Origin of the sequence: Microbacterium sp. NPDC056052, assembly GCF_042266785.1 — a bacterium.
In the GTDB taxonomy this organism is placed as follows: domain Bacteria; phylum Actinomycetota; class Actinomycetes; order Actinomycetales; family Microbacteriaceae; genus Microbacterium.
Genome location: NZ_JBHJWV010000001.1, coordinates 768,763 through 795,674, shown reverse-complemented (window position 1 = coordinate 795,674; position 26,912 = coordinate 768,763). Strand labels below are relative to the sequence as shown.

Here is a 26,912-nt window from a genome sequence, read left to right as displayed (position 1 = left end):
TGAGTCATTGTTTGTATCACATACAAGAAGGGTCCGGGCATGCGCGGAACAGACGTCGTCGTGACGGGGATGGGAGCGATCACGCCCCTCGGAGCCGATGTGCCATCGACCTGGGAGGGGCTGCTGTCCGGTCGGTCCGGCATCGGACTCATGACGTTCCCGGGGCATGAGGACGACCAGCTCTCCCGGGTCGTCGCCGGGACGATGGCGACCGATCCGGCGGGGCTCCTGGCTCCCACGCAGGCGCGCCGTCTGGATCGCTCGCAGCAGGCCGCCCTCGTCGCGGCCGCCGAGGCGTGGGCCGACGCAGGATCGCCGGACGTCGATCCCGAGCGGCTCGCCTCCGCGATCGGAACCGGGATCGGCGGTGTGCAGACCCTCCTGGCGCAGGACGACGTCCTGGAGAACACGGGAGCGCGCCGCGTCTCTCCGCGCACCGTCCCGATGCTCATGCCGAACGCGGCCGCGGCGCTGGTCAGCATCACCTACGGTGCCCGTGCCGGCTCGTACACGCCGGTGTCCGCCTGCTCCTCCGGTGCGGAGGCGATCGCACTCGGCGCCCGCCTGATCCGGGCGGGGGAGGCGGATGTCGTGATCGCCGGAGGAACCGAGGCGGCGATCACCCCGATCACGGTCGCCGGGTTCCAGCAGGCGCAGTCCCTCTCCCGACACGCCGAGGATCCGGCTTCGGCCTCGCGCCCGTTCGCCGCGGACCGCAGCGGGTTCGTCCTCGGCGAGGGCGCCGCCGTCCTGGTGCTGGAGAGTGCAGAGCACGCCGCGGCGTGCGGCGCGCATGTGCACGGGGTCATCGCAGGGGCCGGCATCGCATCCGATGCCCATCACGTCACCGCCCCCGCTCCCGACGGCCGAGGTCAGGTCTCGGCCATGCGGAAGGCTCTCGCGCAGGCCGGACTCGCACCCGACCGGATCGGCCACGTGAACGCGCATGCCACGGGGACGACCGTGGGGGACGCGGCAGAGGCGATCGCGATCGGCGAGGTCTTCGGCCGTGCGACGGTGACGGCGCCGAAGGCCGCGCTCGGACATCTCTTCGGCGCCGCGGGGGCGATCGAGGCCCTGATCGCGATCCTCAGCGTCGAGCACGACGTGATCCCGCCGACGCGGGGCGTCGGCGCCGCCGGCATCGATCCCGGCCTCGACCTCGACGTCGTCACGGAGCGCAGGGACCTCGCCCAGTACGCCGTGCTCAGCAACTCGTTCGGCTTCGGCGGGCAGAACGTCTCGCTCGTCGTCACACGGGCGGGATAGGCGCGGCGCGGAAGCCCGCCGGGCGCGGCGCTCCGTCGACCTTCGAGGGTCGGGTCACGCCCGCCCGAAGATCTCCGGATCGACCGGACGCTGCGCCCGCGGGAGCTTCGCGACGACGAGGCGGTAGGCCTCGGTCACGAGCTCCTCGACGAGACCCTGCTCGAGGCTTCCGTCTGCGAGCAGCGTGACCCAGTGCCGCTTGTTCATGTGGTAGCCCGGGATGATCGCGGGGAACGTGGCGCGCAGGGCCTCGGCGTCCGCCGGCGCCGACTTGAGCGTCACGCCCGTCGCGGTCGACGGCGAGAGAGCCATGAACATCAACCCGCGCACCCGGAAGACATCGACCTCGGGCCCGAACGGCTGGTCCACGGTCACGCCGGGGAGCTCCTCGGAACGCGCCCGCACCCAGTCCTGCATGTTGTCGCCTGCCACGCGCCGAGCCTTCCGTCGAGAGGGGATCACACGCCGGATCCACGCACCTCATCATGCCGTGCGCGGACGACACCGCGCGGGACCGCGTCCGCGACCCGGCTCTGTACGCGCCGGCGGTTTCGGCGGATCATGAGGCTGGGGCCGAGCGGACGGGAGTAGAGCATGCCAGAGGACCATGTCGCCACAGCGAGCATCGCGATCGACGCGTCCCCTCACCGCGTCTGGGAGGTGCTGACCGATCCGGAGGCAATCCGCGAGTTCATGTTCGGGACGACCGTCGTCACGGACTGGACGGTCGGCGGGCCGATCCGCTGGCGGGGGGAGTGGCAGGGGCGCGCCTACGAGGACAAGGGTCTGATCCTCGAGGCGGAGCGGGGGCGCCGTCTCGTCTGTACGCACTTCAGCCCGCTCGCGGGGAAGCCCGACATTCCGGAGAACTACCACACGCTGACCTGGACGATCACGGGTGACGGCCCGGTCGAGCTGACGCTCAGTCAGGACAACAACCCCGACGAAGCAGCGGCCCTGCACTCCACCACGATGTGGGACAGCCTCGTGCGCAGCGTGAAGGAGATCGCGGAGCGGCGGGACTGAGTCCCTGAACGGGAACGCGCCGCGCGACGATTGCCCCCGGTCCAGAAACCGTGCCATCCTCAGTACACGCCAGCGCCGATGCTCCGAGCCGTCCTGCGACCCGCCCCACCGGCGAACACGGGTGAACGACAGGGGGGATCGCATGTCGCAGACCGATGCCGGGAGTCTCACGCACGAGGAGGACCACGGTGCAGAGCACGACGCGGAACAGGTCGGGTACAAGAAGAGCCTGAACCGTCGCCAAGTGCAGATGATCGCGATCGGGGGTGCGATCGGCACGGGCCTGTTCCTCGGATCCGCCTCCCGGCTGCACAGCAACGGACCCGCGCTCGTGCTCAGTTACGCCTTCGTGGGCGTGATCGCCTACTTCCTGATGCGGGCGCTCGGCGAGCTGGTGCTCTACCGCACCACCTCCGGCGCCTTCGTCTCGTGGATGCGCGAGTTCTTCGGCGAGAAGGCGGCGTACTACACGGGATGGATGTACTGGACGAACTGGGCGCTCACCGGCATCGCCGAGCTCAGCGCGGTGGGGCTGTACATCCAGTACTGGTGGCCGCAGATGCCCACCTGGGCCACGGTGCTGATCGCGCTCGCCGTCGTGCTCGTCGTCAACCTGCTCTCCGCGAAGGCGTTCGGGGAGTTCGAGTTCTGGGCGTCGGTGCTCAAGGTCACCGCGATCATCGTGTTCCTCGTCGTGGGCGTCGTCGTCGTCGCGTTCAGCTTCGACGTCGGCGGGCACCGTGCGGGCGTCCAGAACCTCTGGTCCAATCCCGGCGGGTTCTGGCCCGCCGGCGACGGCTTCGCCTGGTACGGGCCGATCATCGTGATGTCGGGCGTCGTCTTCGCCTACGCCGCGATCGAGATGGTCGGCATCGCGGCGGGGGAGATGGAGGACCCGAAGCGCGAGGTGCCGAAGGCCGTGAACGCGGTCATCGTCCGGATCGCCGTCTTCTACTGCGGCGCGCTGCTGCTGCTGGTCTGCATCCTGCCGACCAGCGAGTTCACGCCCGGCATCAGCCCGTTCGTGACCGTGTTCGGGCGGATGGGCATGCCGTGGATGGCCAACGTGATCCAGGCGATCCTCATCGTCGCGGCGATGTCGTCGCTGAACTCCGGCCTGTATACGACGGGCCGCGTGCTGCGCAGCCTCGGCATGGCCAAGCAGGCGCCGGGCTTCACGCTCAAGATGAGCCGGTCCGGCGTCCCGTGGGCGGGCATCGTGATGACCGCCGTGGTCTACGTGTTCGGATCCATCCTGAACGCCGTGAGCCCCGACGCCTTCGAGATCGCCCTCGAGGCGGCATCGATCGCCGTCGTTTTCACCTGGGGCACGATCTTCGTCTGCCAGCTGCGGCTGCGAAGACTCACCGACAGGGGAGTGCTGCCACCCAGCGGCTTCCGAGCGCCGGGGACGCCCTGGACGAGCTATCTGGGCATCGCCTTCCTCGTGTTCGTGATCGTGGGCATGGCGATCTCGGGATGGCAGGCGTCGCCGTACTTCTGGCACAAGACGGGTTTCGTCGTCGTCGTCGTCGGCATCCCCGTGCTGCTCGTGATCTTCGAACTCGGCTGGCTGCTCGTGAAGGGCCGGGTGGCCGCACACGCCGACGGGCGCATGCTCAGCAAATGGACCGACAGCGGCCTGCGTTACCCGCCTCGGGAGCCCGGCCCGCGCACCGAGTCGATCGCCGCCCTCGGCACCGTGCAGTTCGACGTGCACGACCGGGACGAGGACGACGAGGACGAGGGCATCGAGATCGGTCCCATCGAGATCGAGATGCACGAGTGGGACAACCTCGAGGAGCCGGACAAGAACCCGCCGGACGGATCCCACGGCAAGAGCGATGGGGGCCGGTGACATGCGCCGTCTCAGCGCCGTCGCGATCGGCCTCGTGGCCGCGTCCGTGCTCGTCTCCGGCTGCTCCTCTGGGACCCCGCAGAACACCGGCGACAACAGCGCGACGGGATCCGGCACGCTCACGATCGGCATCGCCGACGACTTGCCCGGCGTGAGCCTCAAGACCGACTCCGGATACGCCGGGTTCGACATCGACACTGCGAACTACGTCGCAGGCAAGCTGGGCGTGCCCACGAAGAACATCACCTGGCAGCGCATCGATCAGGCCGAGCGGGTGAGCGCGCTCGCCTCGGGCAGGGTCGACCTCGTCGTCTCGACGTTCTCGATCACCGCCGAGCGGGAGAAGGAGATCGCGTTCGCCGGGCCGTACTTCGTGGCCCACCAGGATCTGCTCATCCGCCGCAACGACGACACGATCACCGGACCCGAGACGCTGGACGGGAAGAAGGTGTGCGCGGCCGCAGGGACGACCTCGATCGATTACCTCACCGCGCACTACCGCGGGAAGATCACCGTCGTGAAGGTGCCGTCCTGGTCCGAGTGCGTCCGCGACCTCGCCGCCGGCACGGTCGATGCGGTGTCGACGGACGACCTCATCCTCGCCGGGTTCGCGACGCAGCCCGAGTACAAGGGCGTGCTGCGCGTGATCGGCAGGGGTTTCACCGACGAGGATTACGGGATCGGACTGAAGCAGGGGGACGACCGGCTCGACACCGTGCGCGCCGCGCTCAAGGAGTACATCTCCTCGGGCGCATGGAAGAAGTCCCTCGATGCCAACATCGCCCCGTCCGGCTATGCGATCCCCGCTCCGCCGACCGTGAAGTAGGGCAGGGACGACGGCGTCCCTCCGCCCCGGGTTGGGAAGGAGGGACGCCGTGGGCGATCAGAAGACCGGGGTTCCCGCGCGCGTGAGCTGCCAGTTCACGACGTGGAAGTCCTTCGGGTCGATCGTGCCGGCCGCCGAGGCGTACGCCACGATGGCCTCGCGGATCGCGACCTGCGCGTTGTAGACGACCGGTGCGGTCGCGATGTGCGGGAAGCCGCCGCCGCCGGACTGGCGGTAGTTGTTCACCGCGACCACGAACTTCTGCGCCGGGTCGACCGGGGCGCCGTTCCAGGACAGGTTCTGGATCCGGGATCCCTGCGGCTGCGCGATGTCGACGTCGTAGGCCACGCCGGAGAACTGGTCGTAGTTGTAGTCCGGGGTGTTCAGCGCGTTCGTCCAGCTCGCGGGATCGACCGGGGCGCCGGGGGCCACCTGCTGGAAGTACTTCGCCGAGTACTCCAGATAGTCCTTGATCTGGGCGCCGGTGAGCACCGAGGCCATGAGGGTGTTGTCGTAGATATACAGCCCCGCGACGTCGCGGATCGTGACCTCTCCGGCCGGGAAGGTCGCCTGCCGGTTGAAGGGCGCTGCGATCGACACGATCGGGAGTGCCGCCTCGGGCGTGCCGGCGATGGCCTGCGCCACCGTGTCGACCTGCACGGTGTTGACGTAGTCGAGGATCGCCGTGTCCTTCCAGCAGGACTCCGCGGCGGAGAGCTCCTCGGTCGAGGTCGCCACCGGCTTGTTGACGTACGCGATCACGGCGTCGTGCTGTGCCTGGACGAGCGAGACCAGGGCCGGGTCGTCCTCGACCGTGTTCGTGTTGACGTTCGTGGCCTTCTTCGACACGACGGTCCACTGGCCCTTGACCTGCTGCAGCTCGATGTCGAACACGCTGAGCCGCTGGCCCCAGCACATCGGCTCGCTGAGCACGACCTGCTGTCCGGTGGTCGCGTTGGTGACGAAGCGCTGCGGGATGTCCTTGTGCGCGTGCCCGAACAGGATCGCGTCGATGCCGGGGACCTGCTCGGCGAGCAGCGCCGCGGCGTTCTCGTTGGGCAGCGCGTCGCCGTAGGACGAGGTGCCGCTGTCGCCGGAGTGCACGCTCACGACCAGCACGTCGACGCCCTGGTCGCGGATCACCGGCACCCAGCGCTTCGCGGTCTCGACGATGTCCAGCACCTCGAGCTTGCCGCTCACGTTGGCCTTGTCCCAGATGACGATGCCCGGGTTGGTGAGGCCGAGCACGCCGACCCGGATCGGCTTGGCGCCCTTCGGGTGCAGCGTCTTGATCGTGTACGGCGTGTAGGCGGGCACGGTGGTTCCGGCCCGCACGGCGTTCGCGCCGAGCACGGGGGCCTTCATCTGCGAGATCCACGTGTCCAGGAAATCGAGGCCGTAGTTGAACTCGTGGTTGCCCAGGGCCACGGCGTCGTAGCCGATCGCGTTCATCTGCGCGGCCATCGGGTGGATCGCCCCGCTCGTGGTGATCGGGTCGATCGTCGCGTAGTAGAACCCGAGCGGGGTGCCCTGGATCGTGTCGCCGGCGTCGAAGAGCAGTGTGCGGTCGCGGCCGCGGTCGGCGCGGATCTGGTTGACGACGCTCGAGACGCGAGACAGGCCGACGACGTTGCCGGCCTTGTCGGAGTATTCCGCGTCCTTGTAGTAGTCCCAGTTGACCGCGTGCGAGTGGATATCGGAGGATCCCATGATCGTGATGGTCACGGACTTGCCGACGCCGCCCGCGGCCGCGGACGCCGAGTCGGAGCTGGTGGCGACCCAGCCCGCGGCGGCGAGGGCGCTCGCGGCGGAGACACCGCTGAGGAATCCGCGCCGGCTCAGCCCTGAGCGGCGCTCCTGCTCGACGTCATCCGGGACAGCGCACGAGCACCAGCGGGGATGCGGGGCGTCGGCGTGGCGGTGGAGATGTGTTTCATCTGTCATGAGGACCGATGCAACCACGCCGCGGTGGTGGCGACAACAAAGCGCGCGTGAACATTCTCCCACCGCTCATATGAGCGCCCCTACGTCCCCCACACACGCGCCCGAGCACCCCCTTGCGTCTCTGGACCACCCCACTTCCGAGTCGTCCCCACCAGCGGACCCCATCGCGTGCACTGTCGGGGACGACTCGATGGTGGGTGACCACTTTCGGTGCTCACCGTTGTCGCCCCTACTCCGCGTCGTCCCCATGAGCGGAGGGTATGGCGTGCGCTGGTGGGGACGACTCGGAACCTCGGGGTAACCGCCCTTGCGGGCTCGAACGCTGACCCCGCTCGGCGCCGTGTCGCGCTCCGGTCAGGGAGGCGGGGCGAACGTCCGCTCCCGCCGGTACGCTGGAATCATGCCCGCACCGCGCTCGTCCTCCGCCGCACGACGGGGAGGCAAGGCGACGAACATCCCGCAGGTGCCGTGGCGCGAGCCTCGGCCGGCGCCGATCGTCCTGGTGTCCGGGCCCGAGGAGATCTGCGCGGAGCGCGCGATCGCGGGCGTGCGCGCCTACCTGCGCGCCGAGGACCCGGCGCTCGAGGTCAGCGACCTGCGCGCTGACGACTACGAGGGCGGCAGCCTGCTCGCGCTCGCGTCTCCGTCGCTGTTCGGCGAACCTCGCCTGCTGCGCATCTCCGGGGTCGAGCGCTGCACAGACGCGTTCCTCGCCGAGGCCGTCGCGTACCTCGAGCACCCTCAGGAGGGGGCGACGGTCGTGCTCCGGCACACCGGAGCGAGCGTGCGCGGCAAGAAGCTGCTCGACGCGATCCGCGCGGGCACGGGTGGCGGGATCGAGATCGTCTGCCCCGCCATCAAGCGCGACGACGAGAAGGCCGACTTCGCCGCGGGCGAGTTCCGCGCCGCAGGCCGCCGGATCCAGCCCCAGGCGCTGCGGGCCCTGGTCTCCGCCTTCTCCGACGACGTCACCGAGCTCGCGGCCGCCTGCCAGCAGCTCATCAACGACGTCCAGGGCGATGTCACGCCCGACGTCGTCGAGCGCTACTACGGGGGGCGCGTCGAGGTCTCGGCCTTCGTCGTGGCCGATACGGCCATCGCCGGGCGCCTGGGTGATGCGCTCATCGCGCTCCGGCACGCGCTGGCCTCCGGCGCGGATCCGGTGCCGATGGTCGCCGCGTTCGCGATGAAGCTGCGGTCGATGGCACGGGTGGCTGGATCCAGGGAGTCCAATGCGGCCCTCGCCGCCCGACTCGGGATGAAGGACTGGCAGGTGGACCGCGCCCGCCGTGACCTGAGCGGCTGGAACGAGCGCAGCCTGGGCCTCGCGATCCAGGCCACCGCGCGCGCGGATGCCGACGTCAAGGGCGCTGCCCGCGACCCGATCTTCGCGCTCGAGCGCATGATCACCGTGATCGCGACCCGCGCGCCCTACGGCGAGTCCGTCCGCTGACGGCTGCGCGAGCGCGCCTCGCACGGGATCACCTCGGACGCGGGAACCGGACGAGCAGCGCGGACACGACGAAGGCCCGCTCCCAGAGGGAACGGGCCTTCGTCAGAGTCGGATCCGGCTCAGAGAGCGGAGACCTGCTTCGCGATCGACGACTTGCGGTTCGCGGCCTGGTTCGAGTGGATGACACCCTTGCTGACGGCCTTGTCGAGCTTCTTCGACGCCGTCTTCAGCGCGGCCTCGGCGGCGGCCTTGTCGCCACCGGCGATGGCCTTGCGGGTGTTGCGGACGGCGGTCTTCAGCTCGCTCTTGACGGCCTTGTTGCGCTCGTGCGCCTTCTCGTTGGTCTTGTTGCGCTTGATCTGCGACTTGATGTTCGCCACGGATGGAACCTTCGTTCGAGTGATGGATGGTCATGCCGGCCTGGCGGTAGAGGGGCGCCTCCGGCAGCGTGCAGGGGTGGGACCTGGCACGCAAGCCAATCACCGATCTTATCAGGGATCCGACCTGACGCCGAACCGGCGGATCCGGGCCCGACGGCTTCGGCATCATCGTGGGATACGGTCTCGTTCCTCATGACACGGCGTCGCGTCCGGGGCGAGGCGTCGGTGTAGGGTGTGCACGCTGGCGAAGGACCCGAAGGAGTCGTCCATGCCCGAATCCGTCACTGCTGACGTGCCTGCACTCGATCGCGGGCTGCTGCGCCGGCTGCGCTTCTCCGCCGCGACGGCGGCCTTCCAGATCGAGGGGGCGAGGGACGAGGACGGACGCGGCAGATCCATCTGGGACGACTTCGTCGAGATCCCCGGCCGCGTGCGCGACGGCAGCACCGCGGATCCCGGCCCTGACAGCTACCATCGCTCCGACGAGGACGTCGCGCTGCTGGCGCGGCTCGGCGTCGACGAGTACCGTTTCTCGCTGTCCTGGGTGCGCGTGCTCCCCGACGGGCGCCCGAGCCCCCAGGGACTCGCCTACTACGACCGGCTCGTCGATCGCCTGCTCGATGCCGGGATCACGCCGACGCCGACGCTGTACCACTGGGATCTGCCCTCAGCGCTGGAGGAGGCCGGCGGCTGGTTGAACCGCTCGACCGCGGAGCGGTTCGCGCAGTACACGGAGGTGGTCGCCGACGCCCTCGGTGACCGGGTGCGACAGTGGTACACGATCAACGAACCCGTCTCCACGACGCTGCAGGGCTACGCGATCGGCGAGCTCGCGCCGGGCCGCGCGCTGCTCTTCGACGCGCTGCCGACCGTGCATCACCAGCTGCTCGCGCACGGATACGCGGCGCGGATCCTGCACGCGCGCGGCGCCACCGGCGTCGGGATCGTGAACAACCACACGCAGGTGCTGCCCGCGTCCGACGCCGAAGCCGACCAACAGGCCGCATACCTGTACGACCTCATCCACAACCGGATGTACGCGGATCCGGTCCTGCTCGGTCGCTATCCCGACCTGGAGCCGCTCGGTGTCGCGCTGCCGGTGCAGGACGGCGACCTCGCGCTGATCAGCGCGCCCTGCGAGCTGTACGGAGTGAACTACTACAACCCGACCACGGTGGCGGCGAGTGCGGGACCGGTGCCCTTCGAGGTCGTCCCGACGCCCGGCGCACCCGTCACCGGTTTCGGCCCGCTGTGGCCGATCGTGCCGGAGGCGCTGACGGCATTCCTCGTCGAGGCGAAGGAGCGCTACGGTGCGGCGCTTCCCCCGGTCGTGATCGCAGAGAACGGCGCGTCGTTCCCGGAGCCCGACCATGCGGACGCTCCGATCGACGATGCCGCCCGCATCTCCTATCTGCGCGGCCACATCGCCGCGGTGCTCGCAGCGATGCGCGCCGGGGTGCAGGTCGACGCGTACACGGTGTGGTCGCTGCTGGACAACTTCGAGTGGGCCGACGGGTATACGCAGAGGTTCGGGCTCGTACACGTCGACATGGACACGGGGCGGCGCACACCGAAGGCTTCGTACGCCTGGTATCGCGCGCTGATCGAGGAGGCCCGCTCGTGACCGAGCACTCCGGCAGCCGCACCCCGAGCGCGGGGAAGAGGGTCGGCCCGCTCTGGATGACGCTGTTCACCCTCGCGTGGCTGGCGATCTGGACCGTCCAGCTCACGCCGATCCAGCTCCTGCTGCCGCTGCAGCTCGACACCGGCGCCCCGGGCGAGAACTGGATCGCCGGTGTCGTCTGGGCGGGTGTCGTGCTGTCCGTGGGCGGCCTCGTCGGCATCGTCGCCGCGCCCGTCTCGGGCCGCTGGTCCGACCGCACCCGCTCGAGATGGGGTCGTCGGAGGCCGTGGGCGATCGGCGGATCCCTGCTCTCGGCTGTCGGGCTCGTGCTCACGGGCCTGGTGGCGGGCCCCGTCGCCGTCGGCGGCGCCTGGCTCGTGGTCTCGGTCGGGGTCTCGGTCGCCTCCGCGGCGCTCACGGCGATGATCGCGGATCAGCTCACCACCCAGCGCGGCGCCGCGTCCGCCGCGGCGAGTTCGGCGCAGGCGGTCGGCATCGTGGTCGGCGTGGGAGCCGTCGTGCTGATCGGGCTCGACGTGGAGCAGTCCTATCTCCTGCTCGCCGCGATCATCGCGGTGATCGGGTCCGGGACCGCGCTGCTCCTGCCGGACGCCCCCGCGCACGAGCTGGCCCTTCCTGCTCCGCGCACCGCCTCCCGCACGGCGTCGTGGCGCGACCGCGATTTCCTGTGGCTGCTCGTCAGCCGCTTCGTGGTGAACATCGGCAACGCGTTCGGCACCTCGCTGCTGCTGTTCTTCCTCCTCTACGGCGTCCGGGTGCCGTCGGCCGTGGCCCAGGACGACCTGCTCATCCTGATCGTGATCTACACGGTGTTCGTCGTGATCGCCTCGATCGTCGCCGGCATCCTCTCCGACCGCCCCTCGACGAGCCCGCTGCGCCGTCGCCGCACCATCACCGCGGTCTCCGCGGTCGTGCAGGCGATCTCGGGCGTCGTGATCCTGATCAGTCCCTCGTTCGAGATGACCGCGGTCGCCGCCGCCATCATGGGGGCGGGGTACGGCGCATACATGGCGGTGAGCCTGGCGTTCGCGACGGACCTGCTGAAGGATCCGGACGACCACGCCCGCGACCTCGGACTCGTCAACGTCTCCGCGCAGCTCGGGCAGCTGCTGGGCCCGCTGCTCGGTGCGGGCCTCGTCGCCCTGGTCGGCGGGTTCTGGCTGCTGTTCGCCGCTGCGGCCGTGCTCTCGCTGGTGGGGGCGGCGATGACCTATGCGGTCAGGGCGTCGTCTCCAGCGTCGCCAGAGCCAGCTGCAGCACCGCGTTGAACACGCGGGGCCGCATCGCGGTCACGAGGTGCGTCGTGCGGGGGACGATGATGAATTCCGCCTCCGGCGCGAGTCGGCGGTACAGCGTCTCGTGCGTGCGGAGCTGGTCGAACTGCCCGTTCACGAACCACGTCGGCACGCGGATCCGGGGGACCGCGGAGACCAGATCCAGCTCGGCGAGCGAGCGCAGCGCCTCGTCCTGCACCGCCATGGCGTAGCCGCCCGCGCCGAAGTCCTCGCGCGTGGATGTCGGGAGGGTCGCATCCAGCACCTGCCGGCTCAGCCACATGCCACGATCCGGCATCGCGTTCAGTGCTCCGGCCAGCATCCGATAGGCGGCGAGTCCTGCGCCGCGGGGGAGCGCGGTGCAGGATGCGCCGATGAAGCCGGCGATCGGCGGCGCGGGATCCGCACCGGCGTACGCGGTCGACAGGAGGCCGCCCATCGAATGTCCGACCAGCAGCACGGGCCCCTCGGCGTCCCGGACCGCGGCGTCGATCGTGCGCATCGCCTCGTCGAGCGAGAAAGGTTCATCCCTGCGCGTGCCGTGGCCGGGCAGATCGACGGCGATCGCGGGGTTGCCGCGCTCGGCGAGGAAATCCTGCTGCGCGCGCCACATCGTCGCGGAGGTGCGGATCCCGTGCACGAGTACGACCGAGACCGGCGGAACCGAATCGGGGGAGCGGCGCATGCGCGTCATTCTAGGCGCGGATGGTCTCCTCGGACGTCGACGGTTGCGCAGACGACGAAGCGGGGCCGGTGGCGAACCACCGACCCCGCTCCGGAACAGCGGGTGCTTACTTCTCCCAGCCCACGTTCTCCACCGGCAGCACGCCGTAGAGGTCGAGACCGACGTAGGTCTCCGGGGTCAGGTTGGCGAGGCCCTTCTTGACGGCCATGATCTCGGGACCGTTGTAGAGCGCGATGACGCCCCAGGTCTCCTTCATGATCTCCGGCTCGAGCTTCATCGCGGCCTCGGTCCACGCCTCCGGCGTGGTCTGGGTCTCGATGTCGCTCTTGATCTTGTCGTCGATCGCCTTGGTGCCGGTGCCCGACAGGTTCAGCTGGCTGTCCGAGCAGTACATCTGGCAGAACCAGGCCGGACCGAACGGGTCGGAGTCCGTGAAGCGCAGGCTCACGGCGTCCCAGTTCTTCGTGGTCAGGTCGGTGGAGAAGTTCGACGACGGGCGCGTCTCGATCTTCAGGTCGATTCCGACCGCCTTCTCCTGCTGCTGCAGCGCCTTCGCGAGCGCGGCCTGAACCGGGCTGTCGCTGAAGACGGGGTAGACGACGCTCAGCTTGACGCCGTCCTTCTCGCGGATGCCGTCGGAGCCCGCCTTCCAGCCGGCGTCATCGAGCAGCTTCTTGGCTGCCTCGACGTCGTGCGTGAGCCCGGCCTCCTTGAAGGAGTCCTTGTAGCCCTTCTGGAAGTTGTACAGCACCAGGGATCCCGCCGCCGGTTCGGTGTAGTTGAGGCCGTTCCAAGCGATCTTCTCCTGCTGGGCGATGTCGATCGCCGAGAAGAAGGCCTGACGCACCTCCGGGTCCTTCAGCTGCGGCTTGGTGCTGTCGAGCTGGAGCACCGTCTTCGCGGTCTGCTGCGCGCGACGGATCACGGTGTCCTTGACGCCCTGGACCTGCTTGACCGCGTCGGCCGAGCCGGTCTCGACCTGGTCGAGCTCGCCGTTCTTGTAGGCGTTCAGCGAGGCCGCGCGATCCATTCCGGAGAAGGTGACCTTGTCGAGCATGGGCTTGTCGCCCCACCACTTCTCGTTCGGCTCGAAGGTGACCTTCTGGCCGTTCACGTCGTAGTTGGTGAGCTTGTACGGGCCGGCGCCCCACTCGGGGTGCGCGTTGCCGTTGAACGCATCGTTGAAGAGCTCGGGCGTGTTCACCTTGGGGTGCAGGATGCCCGTGAGGAACGGCATGGCGGGCCAGGCGAACTCGCGGTTGAACGTCACGATGACGTCCTTGTCGGTCGCACCCTTGGCGACGGACTCGATGTCCCTGTAGCCGTCGGTCGCGTTGGCCTTGAAGTCCGGGTTCGACCCGTTGTTGTCCTTCCAGGTGGTCTCGAACGCGGTCCAGTCGATCGGGGTGCCGTCGTTCCAGACCGCCTTGTCGTTCACCTTCATGGTGACGACGGTCTTGCCGTCCTTGACCGAGGTGTCCCACTTGTCGAGGTAGGCGGGGTTGGCCTTGACGGTGCCGTCCGGGTCCATGAGGAACACCTGCGGCGTGTACCAGGCCGCCAGGCGCGCCGTATCGGCGGAGGCGTCACCACTCATGAAGTTCATCTGCGGCGGCACCTCAGCCACCCAGAAGTGCGCCTCGCCACCCTGCTTGAGGTTCTCACGCGGCTGCGGGTTGTAGTCCGCGGTCTTGGTGGTGGAGGGCTTGTCGGCGTTACCGCTGCCCGTGTTGCTGCTCGCCGAGCAACCGCTGATGGCGATCGCCAGCGCGCCGCCGAGGGCGACGACGCCCCACAGCTTGTGCTGCTTCTTCATGGTTCTCCTTCTATTGCCTTTCGGCTCTTTTGGGGACAGACACAGTTAACCGGCATGAACCAGATTCACCGGAGGCGGCTCGATACCGTTATTGATTCGATGTCAACGGAAGTGGCACGCGTTCGCGTGCGCAGCGGATCCGGTCAGTGTCGGAGCCTCGGTCTCGCAGCGCGCCTGCTGCTCCGGCGGAAGCATCTTGTACAGCGGGCAGCGCGAGGTGAACGCGCAGCCGTCGCGGCGGTCCGTGGGGCTCGGCAGGTCTCCCTGCAGCACGATCCGTTCGCGCGTGCGCTCGATGTCGGGATCCGGCACGGGGATGGCCGAAAGCAGCGCCTGCGTATACGGGTGCTGGGGGTTGTCGAAGATCGCGTCGACGTCGCCGTGCTCCACGAACTCGCCGAGGTACATGACGCCGACGCGGTCGGCGATGTGCCGCACCACGGAGAGATCGTGCGCGACGAAGAGGTAGGACAGACCGAGCTTGACTTTGAGCTCGTCGAGGAGGTTGATCACTCCGGCCTGGATCGACACGTCGAGCGCCGACACCGGTTCGTCCAGCACCACGATCTTCGGGTTCGTCGCGAGCGCGCGGGCGATGCCGATGCGCTGGCGCTGACCGCCGGAGAACGCGCCGGGGAACCGGCTCGCGTGGGCCGGGTCGAGGCCCACGAGGTCCATGAGCTCGTCCACTCGCGCGTCGGCTTCCGCCCGTGGCACGCCGATCGCGCGCAGCGGCTCGGCGATGACGTCCGCGACGGTGAGACGCGGGTCGAGGGCTCCCATCGGGTCCTGGAACACGATCTGCAGATCACGACGGACCGCGCGCTCCGCCTTGCCGCCGTGCAGCGTCGAGACGGGCGTGCCGGCGATCGTGATCTCGCCGTCGGTCTGCGTGACGAGATCCATGATCTGCAGCAGCGTCGTGGTCTTGCCGCAGCCGGACTCGCCGACGATGGCCATCGTCTCGCCCTCGCGGATGTCGAAGGTGAGGCCCTTGACTGCGTGCACCTCGCCGACCTTGCGCTTGAGGAAGGCGCCCTTGGTCAGCGGGAACGTCTTCTGCATGTTCCGGACGTCGAGCGTGACGGGCCGGTCCTCGCGAGGCACACGGTCCAGCGCGCTGGTCGGCAGCTCTGGCACGGGATACACCGGCGCTCCGCCGATCATCCCATCCTCGATCTCGTCCGCGCGGACGCAGGCGACCAGGTGCGCGCCGCCCTCGGCCGTCGCGATCGGGCGCAGCTCGGGCTCGCGGGTGCGGCACGCCTCGGTCGCGATCGGGCATCTCGCCACGAACGGACATTCGTCCGGCAGGTTCACCAGAAGCGGCGGGTTGCCCTTGATCGGCACCAGCGGCGTCTTCTCCGCCTTGTCCACGCGGGGGATCGCCCCCAGGAGGCCGATCGAGTACGGCATCCGGGTCTCGTGGAACAGCTCGCGCACGGGCGCCTGCTCGACGGGCTTGCCGGCGTACATCACCAGCACGTCGTCGGCCGTCTTCGCGACCACGCCCATGTCGTGCGTGATCATGATGACCGCGGCGCCGGTCTCGCGCTGCGCGGTGGCGATGAGATCGAGGATCTGCGCCTGGATCGTCACATCGAGCGCGGTGGTGGGCTCGTCCGCGATGATCAGCTTCGGGTTGTTCGCCATCGCGATCGCGATGACCACGCGCTGGCGCATGCCGCCCGAGAACTCGTGCGGGAACGACTTCAGCCGCCGCTCCGGCGTCGGGATGCCGACCATCCGGAGCAGCTCGATGGCGCGCGCGGTCGCATCCGCATGCGACATGCTGCGGTGCACCGTGAGCGCCTCGATGAGCTGATCGCCGATCGTGTAGACGGGGGTGAGCGAGGTCAGCGGATCCTGGAAGATCATCGCGATCCCGTTGCCGCGCAACGTGGACAGCTCCTTGTCGCCCTTGCCGACGAGCTCGGTGCCGTCGAACATGATCGAGCCGGAGACCTTGGCGTTCTCGTCGAGCAGCCCCATGATCGCGAGGGAGGTGACGGACTTGCCGGATCCGGACTCGCCCACGATGCTGAGCGTGCGACCGGGTTCGAGGTCGAAGGAGACGCCGCGGACGGCATCGACACGGCCGGCCTCGGAGGCGAAGCTGACGTGCAGGTCGCGGACGGAGAGAAGAGGAGCGGTCATGCGCGGCCTCCCGCCGCCGAGGTGGGATCGAGCGCGTCGCGCAGACCGTCGGCGATGAGGGCCATCGAGACGGTGAGCAGGGTGAGCGCGAGCGCGGGGAAGTAGAAGGTCCACGGCGCGCTGGAGAGCGAGTTCGCGCCGATGCCGATGAGGGATCCGAGCGAGACGTCAGGGATCTTCACGCCGAAGCCGATGAAGGACAGGCCCGTCTCGGTGATGACGGCGCCGACGACGCCGAGGGTGAAGTTGATCACCAGCAGTGAGCCGATGTTCGGCAGCAGGTGGCGGAGCACGATCTTCATGCCCGGCACGCCCATGTAGCGCGCGGCATGCACGTACTCGCGCTCGCGCAGCGAGAGCGCCATGGTCCAGATGACCCGCGCGGGGAAGAACCAGCTGATGAAGATCATCGCTGCGGAGATCACGCGCCAGTCGCCGCCCGCGTTGGAGGACACCAGGGCGAGGATCAGGAAGGTCGGCACGACCATGAGGAAGTGGATGATCAGGAGGATGATGCGCTCGGTCGTGCCGCCGAAGTAGGCGGCCGCGGTGCCGACGATGGCCGAGATCACCGTGGTGCCGATCGAGACCGTGAGCGCGATCATCAGCGAGCGCTGCAGGCCGACTGCGGTCTGTGCGAACAGATCGCCGCCGTCGGCAGCGGTGCCGAACCAGTGGGTGCCGTCGGGCGGGGTGCCGAGTGCCAGGAAGTCGAGCTCGCTGAAGCTGAACTGCGCGATGAGCGGCCCCACGACGGCGAACAGCACCAGGAAGGCGAAGACGAACACGCCCGCGACGGCGGGACGGTTGCGCACGAAGCGGCGGTAGTAGAGCCGGAACGTGCCGATGCGCTTGCGCGGGATGCGCGCGGCGGTGGTGTCGGGCCCGACAGGGGGCTGGATGGTTGCGGAAGTCATGTCAGCTCACCCTCACTCGCGGATCGAGGACCACCACGGCGACGTCGGCGAGGATCGCGCCGATCGCGGTGAGCACGGCGGTGAAGGCGGCGATGGCCACCACTCCGTGCACGTCGTTCGTGCCGATGGTCTGCACGAAGTACCGACCCATGCCGTTCCACGCGAAGATCGTCTCGGTCAGCACGGCGCCCGTGAAGACGGTCGGGATGCTGAACGCCAGCTGCGTCGCGACCGGGATCAGGGAAGTGCGCAGCGCGTGCTTGCGGATCGCCTGCTGCTTGGTGAGGCCCTTCGCCCGTGCGGTGCGCACGTAGTCGGCCTTGATGTTGTCCAGCAGCAGCGAGCGCTGCAGGAAGTGGTAGCTCGAGTAGCCGATGAACACCAGCGCGATCGTCGGCAGCACGAGGTGCTGCAGCGAATCGATCAGCACGGGGAAGAAGCCCGTCACGCCATCGCTCGAGGCCCCGGTGACGTAGAAGAGGCGGAAGCCGAGCGCGTCGTTGATCGCGATCGCACCGAGGACGATGCCGAGGGCCGCGACGATGATCGGGATGTTCATCGTCACGATCGAGATGCCCTGCCAGACACGGTCCGCAACCTTGTACTGCCGCGATGCGGTGTAGACGCCGACCGCGATGCCGAGCACCGCCGCGATGATCGTCGCGCCGAGCACGAGCTCGCCGGAGACCCACATGCGGTAGGCGATCTGGCTGTTCACCGACTGGCCGGTCGGGCTCACTCCCCAGTTCCAGTGCAGGACGATGTCCGTGAACCAGCCCCACCAGCGTTGCAGCAGCGGCGTGGTGTCGCTGAGGTTGCGGGGTTCGAGGAGGCGATTGATCTGGTCCTCGCTGAGCGGAGGGCGACGTCCGACGTAGTTGCTGCGGGGATCGAGGAAGGCCCACGCGAGGAAGTACGTGACATTGGTCGCCACCACGATCATGAGGAGCCAGCCGAGAGCTCGGCGCAGCAGATACTTGATCAAGACGGTGTTCTCTCTCTCGTCACAGACACCGCGCGGGATCTCCGACGCAGCGCTGGGCCGTTGCCATATCAACACGACCCGAAACCGGTGACACGGTGCTCCCTCCCACGCAGCGCGGGACGGAGTGCTGTCACCGCTGAGACCCGGTTCCGGGCGGCGGCAACTTCGCGAGACTATCACCGGCAGGGCGCGATGGGGGATGAGGCACGCCTCAGTCCGTGCGTGCCGAAGACGGCGAAGCGCGCGCGGGGTGGCCGTGCCGGGCGCTCCCGTAGAATCGTCGGGATACCCGGTTCACTCCGGGCCAGCCCGATCCGTTCGCCGGACCCCGCATCGTTCAGGACCCCATGTCACCTCGCGCCCTCACTCCGCTGCAGCCGGCCGCCACGCCCCCGCAGCAGATCCGCAACTTCTGCATCATCGCCCACATCGATCACGGCAAGTCGACCCTGGCCGACCGCATGCTCCAGATCACGGGCGTGGTGTCGGACCGCGATATGCGCGCCCAGTACCTCGACCGCATGGACATCGAGCGCGAGCGCGGCATCACGATCAAGAGCCAGGCCGTGCGCATGCCGTGGCAGATCGACGGCGAGACGTTCGCGCTGAACATGATCGACACGCCGGGCCACGTCGACTTTACGTACGAGGTGTCCCGCTCGCTCGCGGCGTGCGAGGGCGCCATCCTCCTCGTCGACGCCGCGCAGGGCATCGAGGCGCAGACGCTCGCGAACCTGTACCTGGCGCTCGAGAACGATCTCACGATCATCCCGGTGCTCAACAAGATCGACCTTCCCGCGGCCGAGCCGGAGAAGTACGCGAAGGAGCTGGCCGACCTCATCGGCGGAAGCCCCGACGACGTGCTGCGCGTCTCCGGCAAGACCGGCGTCGGCGTCGAGGAGCTGCTCGACCGCCTCGTGCAGGAGATCCCGGCCCCGGTCGGCGACGCGGACGCCCCCGCCCGCGCCATGATCTTCGACTCCGTGTACGACGCCTATCGCGGCGTCGTCACCTACGTGCGCATGGTGGACGGCAAGCTCTCGCCGCGCGAGCGGATCCAGATGATGTCCACGGGCGCCAACCACGAGCTGCTCGAGATCGGCGTCTCCAGCCCGGAGCCCGTGCCGGGCAAGGGCCTCGGCGTCGGCGAGGTGGGCTATCTCATCACCGGCGTGAAGGACGTGCGCCAGTCCAAGGTCGGCGACACGATCACGAACGCGCGCAAGCCGGCGATCGATGCCCTTGCCGGGTACACCGACCCGAAGCCGATGGTGTTCAGCGGCATCTACCCGATCGACGGCAGCGACTACGCGGAGCTGCGTGAGGCGCTCGACAAGCTCAAGCTCTCGGACGCATCGCTGCAGTACGAGCCGGAGACCTCGGTCGCGCTCGGCTTCGGGTTCCGCTGCGGATTCCTGGGGCTGCTGCACCTGGAGATCATCACCGAGCGGCTGTCGCGCGAGTTCGGGCTCGACCTCATCACGACCGCGCCGAGCGTGATCTACGAGGTCCTCACCTCCGACACGGGGGAGACGGTCACCGTCACGAACCCCAGCGAGTACCCGGACGGACGGATCGGATCCGTCTCCGAGCCGATGGTGAAGGCGGCCATCCTGCTGCCCAAGGACTACGTCGGCACCGTGATGGAGCTGTGCCAGTCGCGTCGTGGATCGCTGCTGGGCATGGAGTACTTCTCCGAGGAGCGCGTCGAACTGCGCTACATGATCCCGCTCGGCGAGATCGTGTTCGACTTCTTCGATCAGCTGAAGTCCAAGACGCAGGGCTACGCCTCGCTGGACTACGAGCCCGCGGGCTCGCAGGAGGCGGATCTGGTCAAGGTCGACATCCTGCTGCAGGGCGACAAGGTCGACGCGTTCAGCTCGATCGTGCACCGCGACAAGGCGTACGCCTACGGCACGATGATGGCCGAGCGTCTGCGCAAGCTCATCCCTCGACAGCAGTTCGAGGTGCCGATCCAGGCCGCGATCGGGGCCCGCATCATCGCCCGCGAGACGATCCGCGCCATCCGCAAGGACGTGCTCGCCAAGTGCTACGGCGGCGACATCACCCGTAAGCGCAAGCTCCTCGAGAAGCAGAAGGAGGGCAAGAAGCGCATGAAGATGGTCGGCCGCGTCGAGGTCCCCCAGGAGGCGTTCATCGCCGCGCTCTCGGGAGACGTCGAGGGCAAGGACAAGAAGTAGGCGTCAGCCTCAGACGCTCGCGACGGCTCGGCGCAGTTCCTCGACGAGGGCGTTCCGCGTGTCCGTGGGGATGCGCTCTGAGGCGACCATCGTCAGCGGGAGCGGCGGGGGCGCGGGCAGGTCGAGCTCGCGGAGCTGCGATTCGGTCCGGTGGAAGGCCGGCAGCGCCGTGATCCCCGCGCCCGAGCGCACGGTTGCGAGCACGCTGGACAGATCGAGGCACTCGCGCACGACCGTGCGCCGCTCGCCCGCAGGGGCGGTGAGGATCGCGTCGCGCAGGGTGCACGGCGGTGAGAAGACGACGAGCCCGGCGTCGGCGGCGACCTCTGCGGCGCCGAACCAGGCGAGCGGGACGGGCCCGATGTCGATGCGCCCAGGGCCGAGGTCGCCGTAGCCGAGGACCACGTCGGCGGTGTGCGTGCGGACGAAGCGGCGCAGGCTGTCGGTGCGGTGGAACCGGAACCGGACTCGCCGCTCGGGGTGCCGATCGGAGAGCACCCTGGTCACCGTCTGCAGGACGGACGCGTTGGCCATGTCGGTCGACGCGACGACGATGTCGTCCCCCGGCGTCCCGACGATCCGGTCGAGGGCTTCATCGTGCAGCGCGACGATGCGATGCGCGTCGCGCACGAGAGACTCGCCCGTGACGGTGAACGCGATGCTGCGTCCGCGTCGCTCGACGAGGGGCAGACCGAGCGCGCCCTCGAGGCGCCGCAAGTGCGCCGAGACCGTGGGCTGGGAGAGATGCAGCGCGGCAGCCGCCCTGCCGACGCCCGCGAACGCCGCGACGGCGACGAGGCTGCGCAGCTCCGCGATCTCCATGCTGCTCATGGATCCATCCTGCGCCACCACGACGACGGGAGAGGTTATCCATCAGGATTCGTGATGAGATGCGGGTGTTGACGCGGCGAGCGGCGAACCTGGCGGCATGACCAGAACGACCGTCGCCGTCTCCGCGTGCACCATGGTGACGCTCTACGCGGTGAACTACGCGCTGACCTCGCTCGCCCTGCGCACCATGAGCCCCTTCCTGCTGCTCCTGCTCCGCTTCGGGCTCTCCGTGCTCGTGCTGCTCGCGGTATGCGCGCTGCTGCGCACGCCCCTCCCGCGCGGTCGCCTTCTGGCGGTGGCGGCGGGGGCCGGGCTGCTCTCGCAGGCAGGGCAGTTCGTCGGCACGTACTGGGCGCTCGGGCACGGCGTCGGCGCGGGGTTCACGGCTCTCGTCATCGCGATGAACCCCGTCGTCACCGCGCTGCTCTCCCGCCTGATCCTGCGCCGGCGCGCCTCGCGCCGGGCGCTGCTGTCGACCGCGCTGGGAGCGACGGCGGTCATCGTCGCCTGCCTGCCGATCGTGCTCGCGGATCCGCGGATCGGGCCGGTGATCCTCGCCGTAGGAGGATCGCTCCTGGCGGTCTCGCTCGGGGCGCTCTGGCAAGGGCGGTCGCTGCGCGAGGTCCACCCCGCGATGTTCACGCTGATCGGCGTCGTCGTCTCCGTTCCGGTCGTGGGTGTGCTCGCGCTCACGGAGCCCCCGCGTCCGCCCGCCGATCCCGCCTCCTGGGCGCTCCTCGGCGCGATCGTCGCGATCGGCCTGGGCGGCACCGTGCTGTACTCGGCGCTCGTGCGCGCCGTCGGGGCGGACGCCGCGTCGATCCTGTTCAGCGTGATCCCTGCGGCCACGGCGGTCGCGGCGCTGATCGTGCTGGGCGAGCCGCTCTCCGTGGCAGGAGTGGTCGGGCTCGCGCTCGGGGCGGCCGCCTCGGTGCTGCGACTCGGCGACGACCGCCCTCCCGCGGCGGATCGGACCGCCCAGGATCCGGTGTCGGACTCGCGCGCGCCCGCGCGAGCAGCATCCCAGCCTTAGGAGAACCTGGATGAGTCCGTCGGGCTCGGCCAGTAGTCTGGTTGTCATGCGTCGCGGGACATTCCGAGAAGGAACGGTGGACTATGCCGCCGTGGGGGCGACCCACGCGCCCGACCTGATGCAGTATCCGCCGGAGCGCAGCGTCCCCGCAGAGGAGTCGTGGCGGCTCGGCAGCGGCGAGGAGCGGTTCCGCACCGCCGGCGACGCCCTGCTCTCCTGGACGGCGCAGCGTGCGGCGGGGCTCCAGCTCACCGATGTGCGCCCTGCCTCGAGCCCCGGGTACGCCGGGGTCAGCTTCGACGCCGAGGGTGCCCCGATCGCCCCGAGCCCCACCGAGGTCGAGCCGCGCTACGACGAGGACGGCACGCCCTGGGCAGGCCCCGGGATGACCCTCAAGCTGCACGGACGGGTCTCCGGCATGCGTGCGGACGCCGAGCTGCGGGTGATCTCGGTGACCGAGCAGGCGCACCGGATCGGCTTCGTGCTGGGCACCGTCGCCGGATCCGTGGTGAGCGGTGAGGAGTCGTTCGACATCGAGTGGAACGACGCCGACGAGGTGTGGTTCACCGTGCGCGCCTTCGACCGCCCGAACAGCTTCCTGTACCGCAGCTTCCCGTACCTGGTGAAGCGCCGTCGGCGCGAGCTGTTCGCCCGGTATCTGCGCGCGATCTCCCCGCTGTACGCGACGCCCGTCTGATGGTCTCCTCCTGATGGCCGGCCCCCTGCCGCTCGGGGATCCGGCTCCTGCGGACGGCCGACTGCCCGCCGATCTGCGGATCGACTCGGATGCCGCGTTCTCCGCGTACCTGCACGTGCCGTTCTGCCGTGTGCGCTGCGGCTACTGCGACTTCAACACGTACACCGCGTCCGAACTGCGCGGGGCGCGTCAGGACACGTACGCCGACACGCTGATCCAGGAGATCGCCCTGGCGCGCGACGTGCTCGCCGAGCGCGGTCCGCTGCGCCCGCTGAGCACGGTGTTCTTCGGTGGCGGCACGCCGACGCTGCTGCCGGCGGGCGACCTCGGCCGCATGCTCGGCGCCGTGATCGGCGCGTTCGGCATCGCCGACGGCGCCGAGGTCACCGTCGAGGCCAATCCCGACACGGTGACGCCCGAGGTCGCCGAGGAACTCGCGGCGGCCGGGGTGACCCGCATGTCGATCGGCATGCAGTCCGCCGTGCCGCACGTGCTCGCGGCGCTCGACCGCACGCACCGGCCGGAGAACGTGCGCACCGCCGTCGAGGCGGCCCGTGCCGCCGGGCTGGCGGTCAGCGTCGACCTCATCTACGGCGCGCCGGGGGAGTCGCTGGAGGACTGGCGCTCCTCGCTGACGACCGCGATTCACCTGGACCCGGATCACATCTCGGCGTACGCGCTGATCATCGAGGACGGCACCAAGCTCGCCCGCCAGATCCGCCGCGGCGAGGTGCCCGCTCCCGATGACGACCTGCAGGCGGACATGTACGAGTTCGCCGATCGTCTGCTGGGCGAGGCCGGCTTCGACTGGTACGAGGTGAGCAACTGGGCCCGCCGGCCCGGGGAACGGGGCGGAGCGGATCAGCGCTCCCGGCACAACATGGCGTACTGGCGCGGCACGGACTGGTGGGGTTTCGGGCCCGGAGCGCACAGCCACGTCGCTGGCCTGCGGTGGTGGAATGTGAAGCATCCGGCCGCGTACGCGCAGCGGCTCGCGGCGGGGGAGTCACCGGCCGCGGCCACAGAGCGCCCCGATGCGGAGGCCACTCAGCTGGAGCGGATCCTGCTGCGCTCCCGGATGTCGGAGGGGATGCCGCTCGACGCGATCGCTCCCGATGCGCGCACCAGGGTCGCGGGGCTCATCGCGGACGGCCTGGTCGACGCCGGTGCCGCGCTGCGTGGCACCCTCGTGCTCACGCTGCGCGGACGACTGCTCGCCGACGCCGTGGTGCGCGCCCTGACCGCCTGAGCGCGCCGCCGCAGTCAGCCCTTCTCGGTCGGGAGCAGGTCCACCACGGCCGTCCGCCGTTGCGGTCCGACCACGGGATCCTCGCCCGCGCCGTCGAACAGCGCCGCCGTGCGCTGCGCGTCGAACGCCGGCCAGCCGGGATCCCCGTCGCGGATGAAGCGCACCCAGGCATCGTGCATCGCGGTGGCGAGCCGCTGGGGCGGCGTGGAGCCGGCGATCTTGGCGCTCTCCGGATCGTGGAGGCGGTCGAACACGAACGGGAGCTCGAGCGCGTGCGCCGCGCGCAGATCGCGCACGGGGCTGGGCCAGGAGAACTCGTACAGGAAGGTGGGGGCGGTGCGCGTCCGCGCGGTCCGGGTGGCCGGTGCGCGCAGCAGCAGGTCCGTGGCCAGCTGGCCGAACACCTCGCCGGTGCTCGCGCCGGGATGATCGGCGCGCACGGCGCGGGCTGCCGCGGCGGGGATCCGCAGGGCGAGGCGCGCGAGCAGGAGCTTCGACGGCCGGATCCCCGTCACGGCCTCGGGCGGGAACCAGAGCCGGTACTCGTCCGTGTTCGTGCCGATCAGCAGCGGCACGTCGGCGTCGGCGAGCGCCTCGTGCGGGGACAGAGGCAGCGACTCGGCATCCCGCACCAGCTGGAAGCCGGGGGCGCCGCCGAGCGGGGACGATCCGGCGGCCTGGGCGCGTCGCGCCTCGAGCAGGGCGTCCGGGGCGAGCGAGGCGAAAGCCTCGCGCGTGGCCACGACGCCGAGCCGCTTCGCGAGCTGGCGGGTCACGCGGCCGCCGCGCTCCGGGGTCTGCGCCTCGAGCGGGCCGGACTGCACGATCCCGCCCCGAACGAGCGCCCGGGTGTCGGGCCGGGAGAGCAGCGCGGCGACGAGCGCTCCTCCGGCCGATTCGCCCATGAGCGTGATCCGGCCGGGGTCGCCGCCGAACGCCGCGATCTCATCGCGCACCCAGCGCAGGGCCGCCGCGACGTCCTGGAGACCCAGGTTGCGCGGCGCGTCCGCGAGCACGGAGAAGCCCTCGGATCCCAGTCGGTAGTTGACGCTGACGAACACGACGCCGTCCCGCGCGAACGCGGTGCCGTCGTACGTCGACAGTGCGGCTGTGCCGCGTTCGAGAGCGCCGCCGTGGATCCACAGCACCACCGGGGCGGCGTCCGTGCCGGCCGGCGTCCAGACGTTGGCCGTGAGGATGTCGTCGCCGTCGATGCGGAGGCTGCTGAGGATCTCCGCGGTCGCTCCCGCGTACGGCAGCTGCGGAGCCGTCGGGCCGAACGCCGCGGCGTCGCGCGGCGCGGACCAGGGATCGACGGGCCGGGGCGACCGGAAGCGCCCTGCGCCGAAGGGCGGCGCGGCGTACGGCACTCCGAGATACCGATCGATGCCGTCGCCGCGCCGGCCGATCAGTTCGCCGGAGGAGATCCTTGTGCGCACGACGTCGTGGTCCATGGCCACATCCTAGGGAGTGCCGCGTCCTCCGCCGCCCGGATCCGGGCCCTGCCGCATCCTCGACATCCCCGGTCCCTGAGCCTGTCGCAGGGCCCGGCAGGTTAGGATTGGCACTCAGGATGCACGAGTGCCAACGGTGAGGAGGAGCGATGGTCTCAGAACGCGGACTCCAGGTGCTCCGCGCCATCGTCGAGGACTACGTCGAGACGAATGAGCCGGTCGGCAGCAAGTCGATCGTGGAGCGCCACGCGTTCGGCGTGTCCGCCGCGACGATCCGCAACGACATGGCCCAGCTCGAGGACGAGGATCTCATCGCCGCCCCGCACACCTCCTCGGGACGGGTGCCGACGGACAAGGGCTACCGCGTGTTCGTCGATCACCTCGCACAGGTGCGTCCGCTCTCGGCGGCCCAGCGCAGCGCGATCACGGCCTTCCTCGCGGATCCTGCCGACCTCGACGACCTCATGGTGCGCACCGTGCGCGTGCTCACCCGCCTCACGGGCCAGGTCGCTCTCGCCCAGTACCCGTCGTTCGCCCGCGCCCACATCACGCACGTCGAGCTCGTCGCCCTCGCTCCGAACCGGCTGCTGATCGTGCTCGTCACCGACGCGGGCGGCGTCTCGCAGCGGATGGTCCCGCTGCCGGTCGAGTTGGACGACGCCGAGCTGGGGCTGCTCCGCGCGGTGATCACCGAGCTGCTGACCGGCCGCTCGGTGCGTCGCGGCGCCGAGCGCGTGGAGGCGGCGGCGGAGACGTCGTACGGCCCTCGTGTCGACGCGGCCCGCGCCGCCGTGCTGCGCGCTGTGGCGGAGGAACTCGCGGAGTTCCGCCAGGAGCGCCTGGTGATGGCGGGGGCGGCGACCCTCGCTCGGCGCGAGCACGACTTCCGGGGCAGCATCCACCCTCTCCTCGAAGCGATCGAGGAGCAGGTGACGCTGCTGCGGCTGATGAGCGAGATGCGCGTCGACGAGCACGGCCTCGCGGCGAGCATCGGTACGGAGAACGCGGCGTTCGGCCTCGGCGAGGCATCGATCGTGGCGAGTGACTACGTGACGCACGGCGGCACCGCACGCGTGGGCGTGATGGGGCCGACCCGGATGGATTACCCGAGCAATCTCGCGGCGGCGCGGGCCGTGGCCCGCTACCTGTCGAGGCTGCTCGAAGACGACGAGTCCGGCCGCTGAGCGGCCGCAGAACACACGTGCCGCCGCT

22 protein-coding genes are annotated in these 26,912 nt (G+C 69.8%); 12 read left to right on the top strand and 10 right to left on the bottom strand.

Annotated features, from left to right (window positions below):
* Positions 1-39 precede the first annotated feature (39 nt).
* Positions 40-1,269 (top strand): beta-ketoacyl-[acyl-carrier-protein] synthase family protein, encoded by a 1,230-nt coding sequence (locus ACFC1J_RS03825; protein WP_375902586.1) that lies wholly within the window; start codon positions 40-42, stop codon positions 1,267-1,269.
* A 54-nt stretch (positions 1,270-1,323) separates the two neighbouring features.
* Here the strand turns inward: ACFC1J_RS03825 and ACFC1J_RS03820 are convergent, their stop codons facing one another.
* Positions 1,324-1,701 (bottom strand): MmcQ/YjbR family DNA-binding protein, encoded by a 378-nt coding sequence (locus ACFC1J_RS03820; protein WP_375902585.1) that lies wholly within the window; start codon positions 1,699-1,701, stop codon positions 1,324-1,326.
* A gap of 162 nt (positions 1,702-1,863) precedes the next feature.
* Between ACFC1J_RS03820 and ACFC1J_RS03815 the strand changes: the two genes are divergently transcribed.
* From ACFC1J_RS03815 to ACFC1J_RS03805, 3 genes are all read left to right on the top strand, one after another.
* Positions 1,864-2,295, top strand: coding sequence for an SRPBCC domain-containing protein (locus ACFC1J_RS03815; protein ID WP_375902583.1), 432 nt, complete (start codon positions 1,864-1,866; stop codon positions 2,293-2,295).
* Positions 2,296-2,437: 142 nt separating this feature from the next.
* Entirely contained in the window at positions 2,438-4,153 is a 1,716-nt protein-coding gene (locus ACFC1J_RS03810) for an amino acid permease (protein ID WP_375902581.1), read from the top strand.
* Between the two features lies 1 nt (position 4,154).
* On the top strand, positions 4,155-4,979 hold the full coding sequence (locus ACFC1J_RS03805) for a transporter substrate-binding domain-containing protein (protein ID WP_375902579.1): 825 nt from the start codon (positions 4,155-4,157) through the stop codon (positions 4,977-4,979).
* A 57-nt stretch (positions 4,980-5,036) separates the two neighbouring features.
* On the opposite strand, the gene ACFC1J_RS03800 is transcribed toward ACFC1J_RS03805, so the two are convergent.
* Positions 5,037-6,923, bottom strand: coding sequence for a bifunctional metallophosphatase/5'-nucleotidase (locus ACFC1J_RS03800; RefSeq protein WP_375902578.1), 1,887 nt, complete (start codon positions 6,921-6,923; stop codon positions 5,037-5,039).
* 400 nt (positions 6,924-7,323) lie between these two features.
* Here ACFC1J_RS03800 and holA point away from each other — a divergent pair, with 400 nt between their 5' ends.
* On the top strand, positions 7,324-8,376 hold the full coding sequence (holA, locus tag ACFC1J_RS03795) for a DNA polymerase III subunit delta (protein WP_375902576.1): 1,053 nt from the start codon (positions 7,324-7,326) through the stop codon (positions 8,374-8,376).
* Between the two features lie 119 nt (positions 8,377-8,495).
* Here holA and rpsT read toward each other — a convergent pair whose 3' ends face one another.
* On the bottom strand, positions 8,496-8,756 hold the full coding sequence (gene rpsT, locus ACFC1J_RS03790; protein WP_045270507.1) for a 30S ribosomal protein S20: 261 nt from the start codon (positions 8,754-8,756) through the stop codon (positions 8,496-8,498).
* Between the two features lie 268 nt (positions 8,757-9,024).
* Between rpsT and ACFC1J_RS03785 the strand changes: the two genes are divergently transcribed.
* Entirely contained in the window at positions 9,025-10,380 is a 1,356-nt protein-coding gene (locus ACFC1J_RS03785) for a GH1 family beta-glucosidase (RefSeq protein ID WP_375902573.1), read from the top strand.
* Positions 10,377-11,669: an MFS transporter gene (locus tag ACFC1J_RS03780; RefSeq protein WP_375902571.1), complete on the top strand. Its 1,293-nt coding sequence runs from the start codon at positions 10,377-10,379 to the stop codon at positions 11,667-11,669. Before ACFC1J_RS03785 ends, ACFC1J_RS03780 begins: the two co-directional genes overlap by 4 nt.
* On the opposite strand, the gene ACFC1J_RS03775 is transcribed toward ACFC1J_RS03780, so the two are convergent.
* From ACFC1J_RS03775 to ACFC1J_RS03755, 5 genes are all read right to left on the bottom strand, one after another.
* Positions 11,620-12,360 carry an alpha/beta fold hydrolase gene (locus ACFC1J_RS03775; RefSeq protein ID WP_375902569.1) on the bottom strand — a complete coding sequence of 247 codons (741 nt, stop codon included), beginning with the start codon at positions 12,358-12,360 and terminating at the stop codon, positions 11,620-11,622. The two genes, ACFC1J_RS03780 and ACFC1J_RS03775, sit on opposite strands and share 50 nt — an antisense overlap.
* 106 nt (positions 12,361-12,466) lie before the next feature.
* Positions 12,467-14,176 carry an ABC transporter family substrate-binding protein gene (locus tag ACFC1J_RS03770; protein ID WP_375902567.1) on the bottom strand — a complete coding sequence of 570 codons (1,710 nt, stop codon included), beginning with the start codon at positions 14,174-14,176 and terminating at the stop codon, positions 12,467-12,469.
* Between the two features lie 102 nt (positions 14,177-14,278).
* Complete coding sequence (locus ACFC1J_RS03765) at positions 14,279-16,333, bottom strand: dipeptide ABC transporter ATP-binding protein (protein ID WP_375902565.1); 2,055 nt, start codon at positions 16,331-16,333, stop codon at positions 14,279-14,281.
* Positions 16,330-17,250 carry an ABC transporter permease gene (locus tag ACFC1J_RS03760; RefSeq protein WP_375902563.1) on the bottom strand — a complete coding sequence of 307 codons (921 nt, stop codon included), beginning with the start codon at positions 17,248-17,250 and terminating at the stop codon, positions 16,330-16,332. Before ACFC1J_RS03760 ends, ACFC1J_RS03765 begins: the two co-directional genes overlap by 4 nt.
* A 1-nt stretch (position 17,251) precedes the next feature.
* A complete protein-coding gene (locus ACFC1J_RS03755) occupies positions 17,252-18,235 on the bottom strand; it encodes an ABC transporter permease (protein ID WP_375902562.1) in 984 nt (327 codons plus the stop codon).
* 347 nt (positions 18,236-18,582) lie between these two features.
* Here ACFC1J_RS03755 and lepA point away from each other — a divergent pair, with 347 nt between their 5' ends.
* Positions 18,583-20,436, top strand: coding sequence for a translation elongation factor 4 (gene lepA / locus ACFC1J_RS03750; protein WP_375902560.1), 1,854 nt, complete (start codon positions 18,583-18,585; stop codon positions 20,434-20,436).
* A gap of 9 nt (positions 20,437-20,445) precedes the next feature.
* Here the strand turns inward: lepA and ACFC1J_RS03745 are convergent, their stop codons facing one another.
* The gene (locus tag ACFC1J_RS03745; RefSeq protein WP_375902558.1) at positions 20,446-21,267 is read right to left on the bottom strand and encodes a LysR family transcriptional regulator; all 822 of its coding nucleotides are present in this window, start codon (positions 21,265-21,267) and stop codon (positions 20,446-20,448) included.
* Between the two features lie 97 nt (positions 21,268-21,364).
* Between ACFC1J_RS03745 and ACFC1J_RS03740 the strand changes: the two genes are divergently transcribed.
* The 3 genes from ACFC1J_RS03740 to hemW are packed head-to-tail and all read left to right on the top strand — an operon-like array spanning position 21,365 to position 24,246.
* Positions 21,365-22,300: a DMT family transporter gene (locus ACFC1J_RS03740; RefSeq protein WP_375902556.1), complete on the top strand. Its 936-nt coding sequence runs from the start codon at positions 21,365-21,367 to the stop codon at positions 22,298-22,300.
* A gap of 46 nt (positions 22,301-22,346) precedes the next feature.
* The gene (locus tag ACFC1J_RS03735; protein WP_375902554.1) at positions 22,347-22,997 is read left to right on the top strand and encodes a DUF1990 family protein; all 651 of its coding nucleotides are present in this window, start codon (positions 22,347-22,349) and stop codon (positions 22,995-22,997) included.
* Positions 22,998-23,010: 13 nt separating this feature from the next.
* The gene (gene hemW, locus ACFC1J_RS03730; protein ID WP_375902552.1) at positions 23,011-24,246 is read left to right on the top strand and encodes a radical SAM family heme chaperone HemW; all 1,236 of its coding nucleotides are present in this window, start codon (positions 23,011-23,013) and stop codon (positions 24,244-24,246) included.
* Between the two features lie 14 nt (positions 24,247-24,260).
* Here hemW and ACFC1J_RS03725 read toward each other — a convergent pair whose 3' ends face one another.
* Positions 24,261-25,700 (bottom strand): carboxylesterase/lipase family protein, encoded by a 1,440-nt coding sequence (locus ACFC1J_RS03725; protein ID WP_375902551.1) that lies wholly within the window; start codon positions 25,698-25,700, stop codon positions 24,261-24,263.
* Positions 25,701-25,849: 149 nt separating this feature from the next.
* Here ACFC1J_RS03725 and hrcA point away from each other — a divergent pair, with 149 nt between their 5' ends.
* A complete protein-coding gene (gene hrcA, locus ACFC1J_RS03720; protein WP_375902549.1) occupies positions 25,850-26,884 on the top strand; it encodes a heat-inducible transcriptional repressor HrcA in 1,035 nt (344 codons plus the stop codon).
* The last annotated feature ends 28 nt before the right edge of the window (positions 26,885-26,912 follow it).

What these genes read in the sequence shown, in the direction of transcription:
- ACFC1J_RS03805 (WP_375902579.1), top strand. Translation starts at nt 4,155, where the DNA reads ATGCGCCGTCTCAGCGCCGTCGCGATCGGCCTCGTGGCCGCGTCCGTG.
- holA (WP_375902576.1), top strand. Translation starts at nt 7,324, where the DNA reads ATGCCCGCACCGCGCTCGTCCTCCGCCGCACGACGGGGAGGCAAGGCG.
- hrcA (WP_375902549.1), top strand. Translation starts at nt 25,850, where the DNA reads ATGGTCTCAGAACGCGGACTCCAGGTGCTCCGCGCCATCGTCGAGGAC.
- ACFC1J_RS03770 (WP_375902567.1), bottom strand. Translation starts at nt 14,176, where the DNA reads ATGAAGAAGCAGCACAAGCTGTGGGGCGTCGTCGCCCTCGGCGGCGCG.
- ACFC1J_RS03825 (WP_375902586.1), top strand. Translation starts at nt 40, where the DNA reads ATGCGCGGAACAGACGTCGTCGTGACGGGGATGGGAGCGATCACGCCC.
- ACFC1J_RS03745 (WP_375902558.1), bottom strand. Translation starts at nt 21,267, where the DNA reads ATGAGCAGCATGGAGATCGCGGAGCTGCGCAGCCTCGTCGCCGTCGCG.
- hemW (WP_375902552.1), top strand. Translation starts at nt 23,011, where the DNA reads ATGGCCGGCCCCCTGCCGCTCGGGGATCCGGCTCCTGCGGACGGCCGA.
- ACFC1J_RS03800 (WP_375902578.1), bottom strand. Translation starts at nt 6,923, where the DNA reads ATGACAGATGAAACACATCTCCACCGCCACGCCGACGCCCCGCATCCC.
- ACFC1J_RS03815 (WP_375902583.1), top strand. Translation starts at nt 1,864, where the DNA reads ATGCCAGAGGACCATGTCGCCACAGCGAGCATCGCGATCGACGCGTCC.
- ACFC1J_RS03725 (WP_375902551.1), bottom strand. Translation starts at nt 25,700, where the DNA reads ATGGACCACGACGTCGTGCGCACAAGGATCTCCTCCGGCGAACTGATC.
- ACFC1J_RS03810 (WP_375902581.1), top strand. Translation starts at nt 2,438, where the DNA reads ATGTCGCAGACCGATGCCGGGAGTCTCACGCACGAGGAGGACCACGGT.
- ACFC1J_RS03775 (WP_375902569.1), bottom strand. Translation starts at nt 12,360, where the DNA reads ATGCGCCGCTCCCCCGATTCGGTTCCGCCGGTCTCGGTCGTACTCGTG.
- ACFC1J_RS03785 (WP_375902573.1), top strand. Translation starts at nt 9,025, where the DNA reads ATGCCCGAATCCGTCACTGCTGACGTGCCTGCACTCGATCGCGGGCTG.
- ACFC1J_RS03760 (WP_375902563.1), bottom strand. Translation starts at nt 17,250, where the DNA reads ATGACTTCCGCAACCATCCAGCCCCCTGTCGGGCCCGACACCACCGCC.
- ACFC1J_RS03735 (WP_375902554.1), top strand. Translation starts at nt 22,347, where the DNA reads ATGCGTCGCGGGACATTCCGAGAAGGAACGGTGGACTATGCCGCCGTG.
- ACFC1J_RS03765 (WP_375902565.1), bottom strand. Translation starts at nt 16,333, where the DNA reads ATGACCGCTCCTCTTCTCTCCGTCCGCGACCTGCACGTCAGCTTCGCC.
- ACFC1J_RS03740 (WP_375902556.1), top strand. Translation starts at nt 21,365, where the DNA reads ATGACCAGAACGACCGTCGCCGTCTCCGCGTGCACCATGGTGACGCTC.
- lepA (WP_375902560.1), top strand. Translation starts at nt 18,583, where the DNA reads ATGTCACCTCGCGCCCTCACTCCGCTGCAGCCGGCCGCCACGCCCCCG.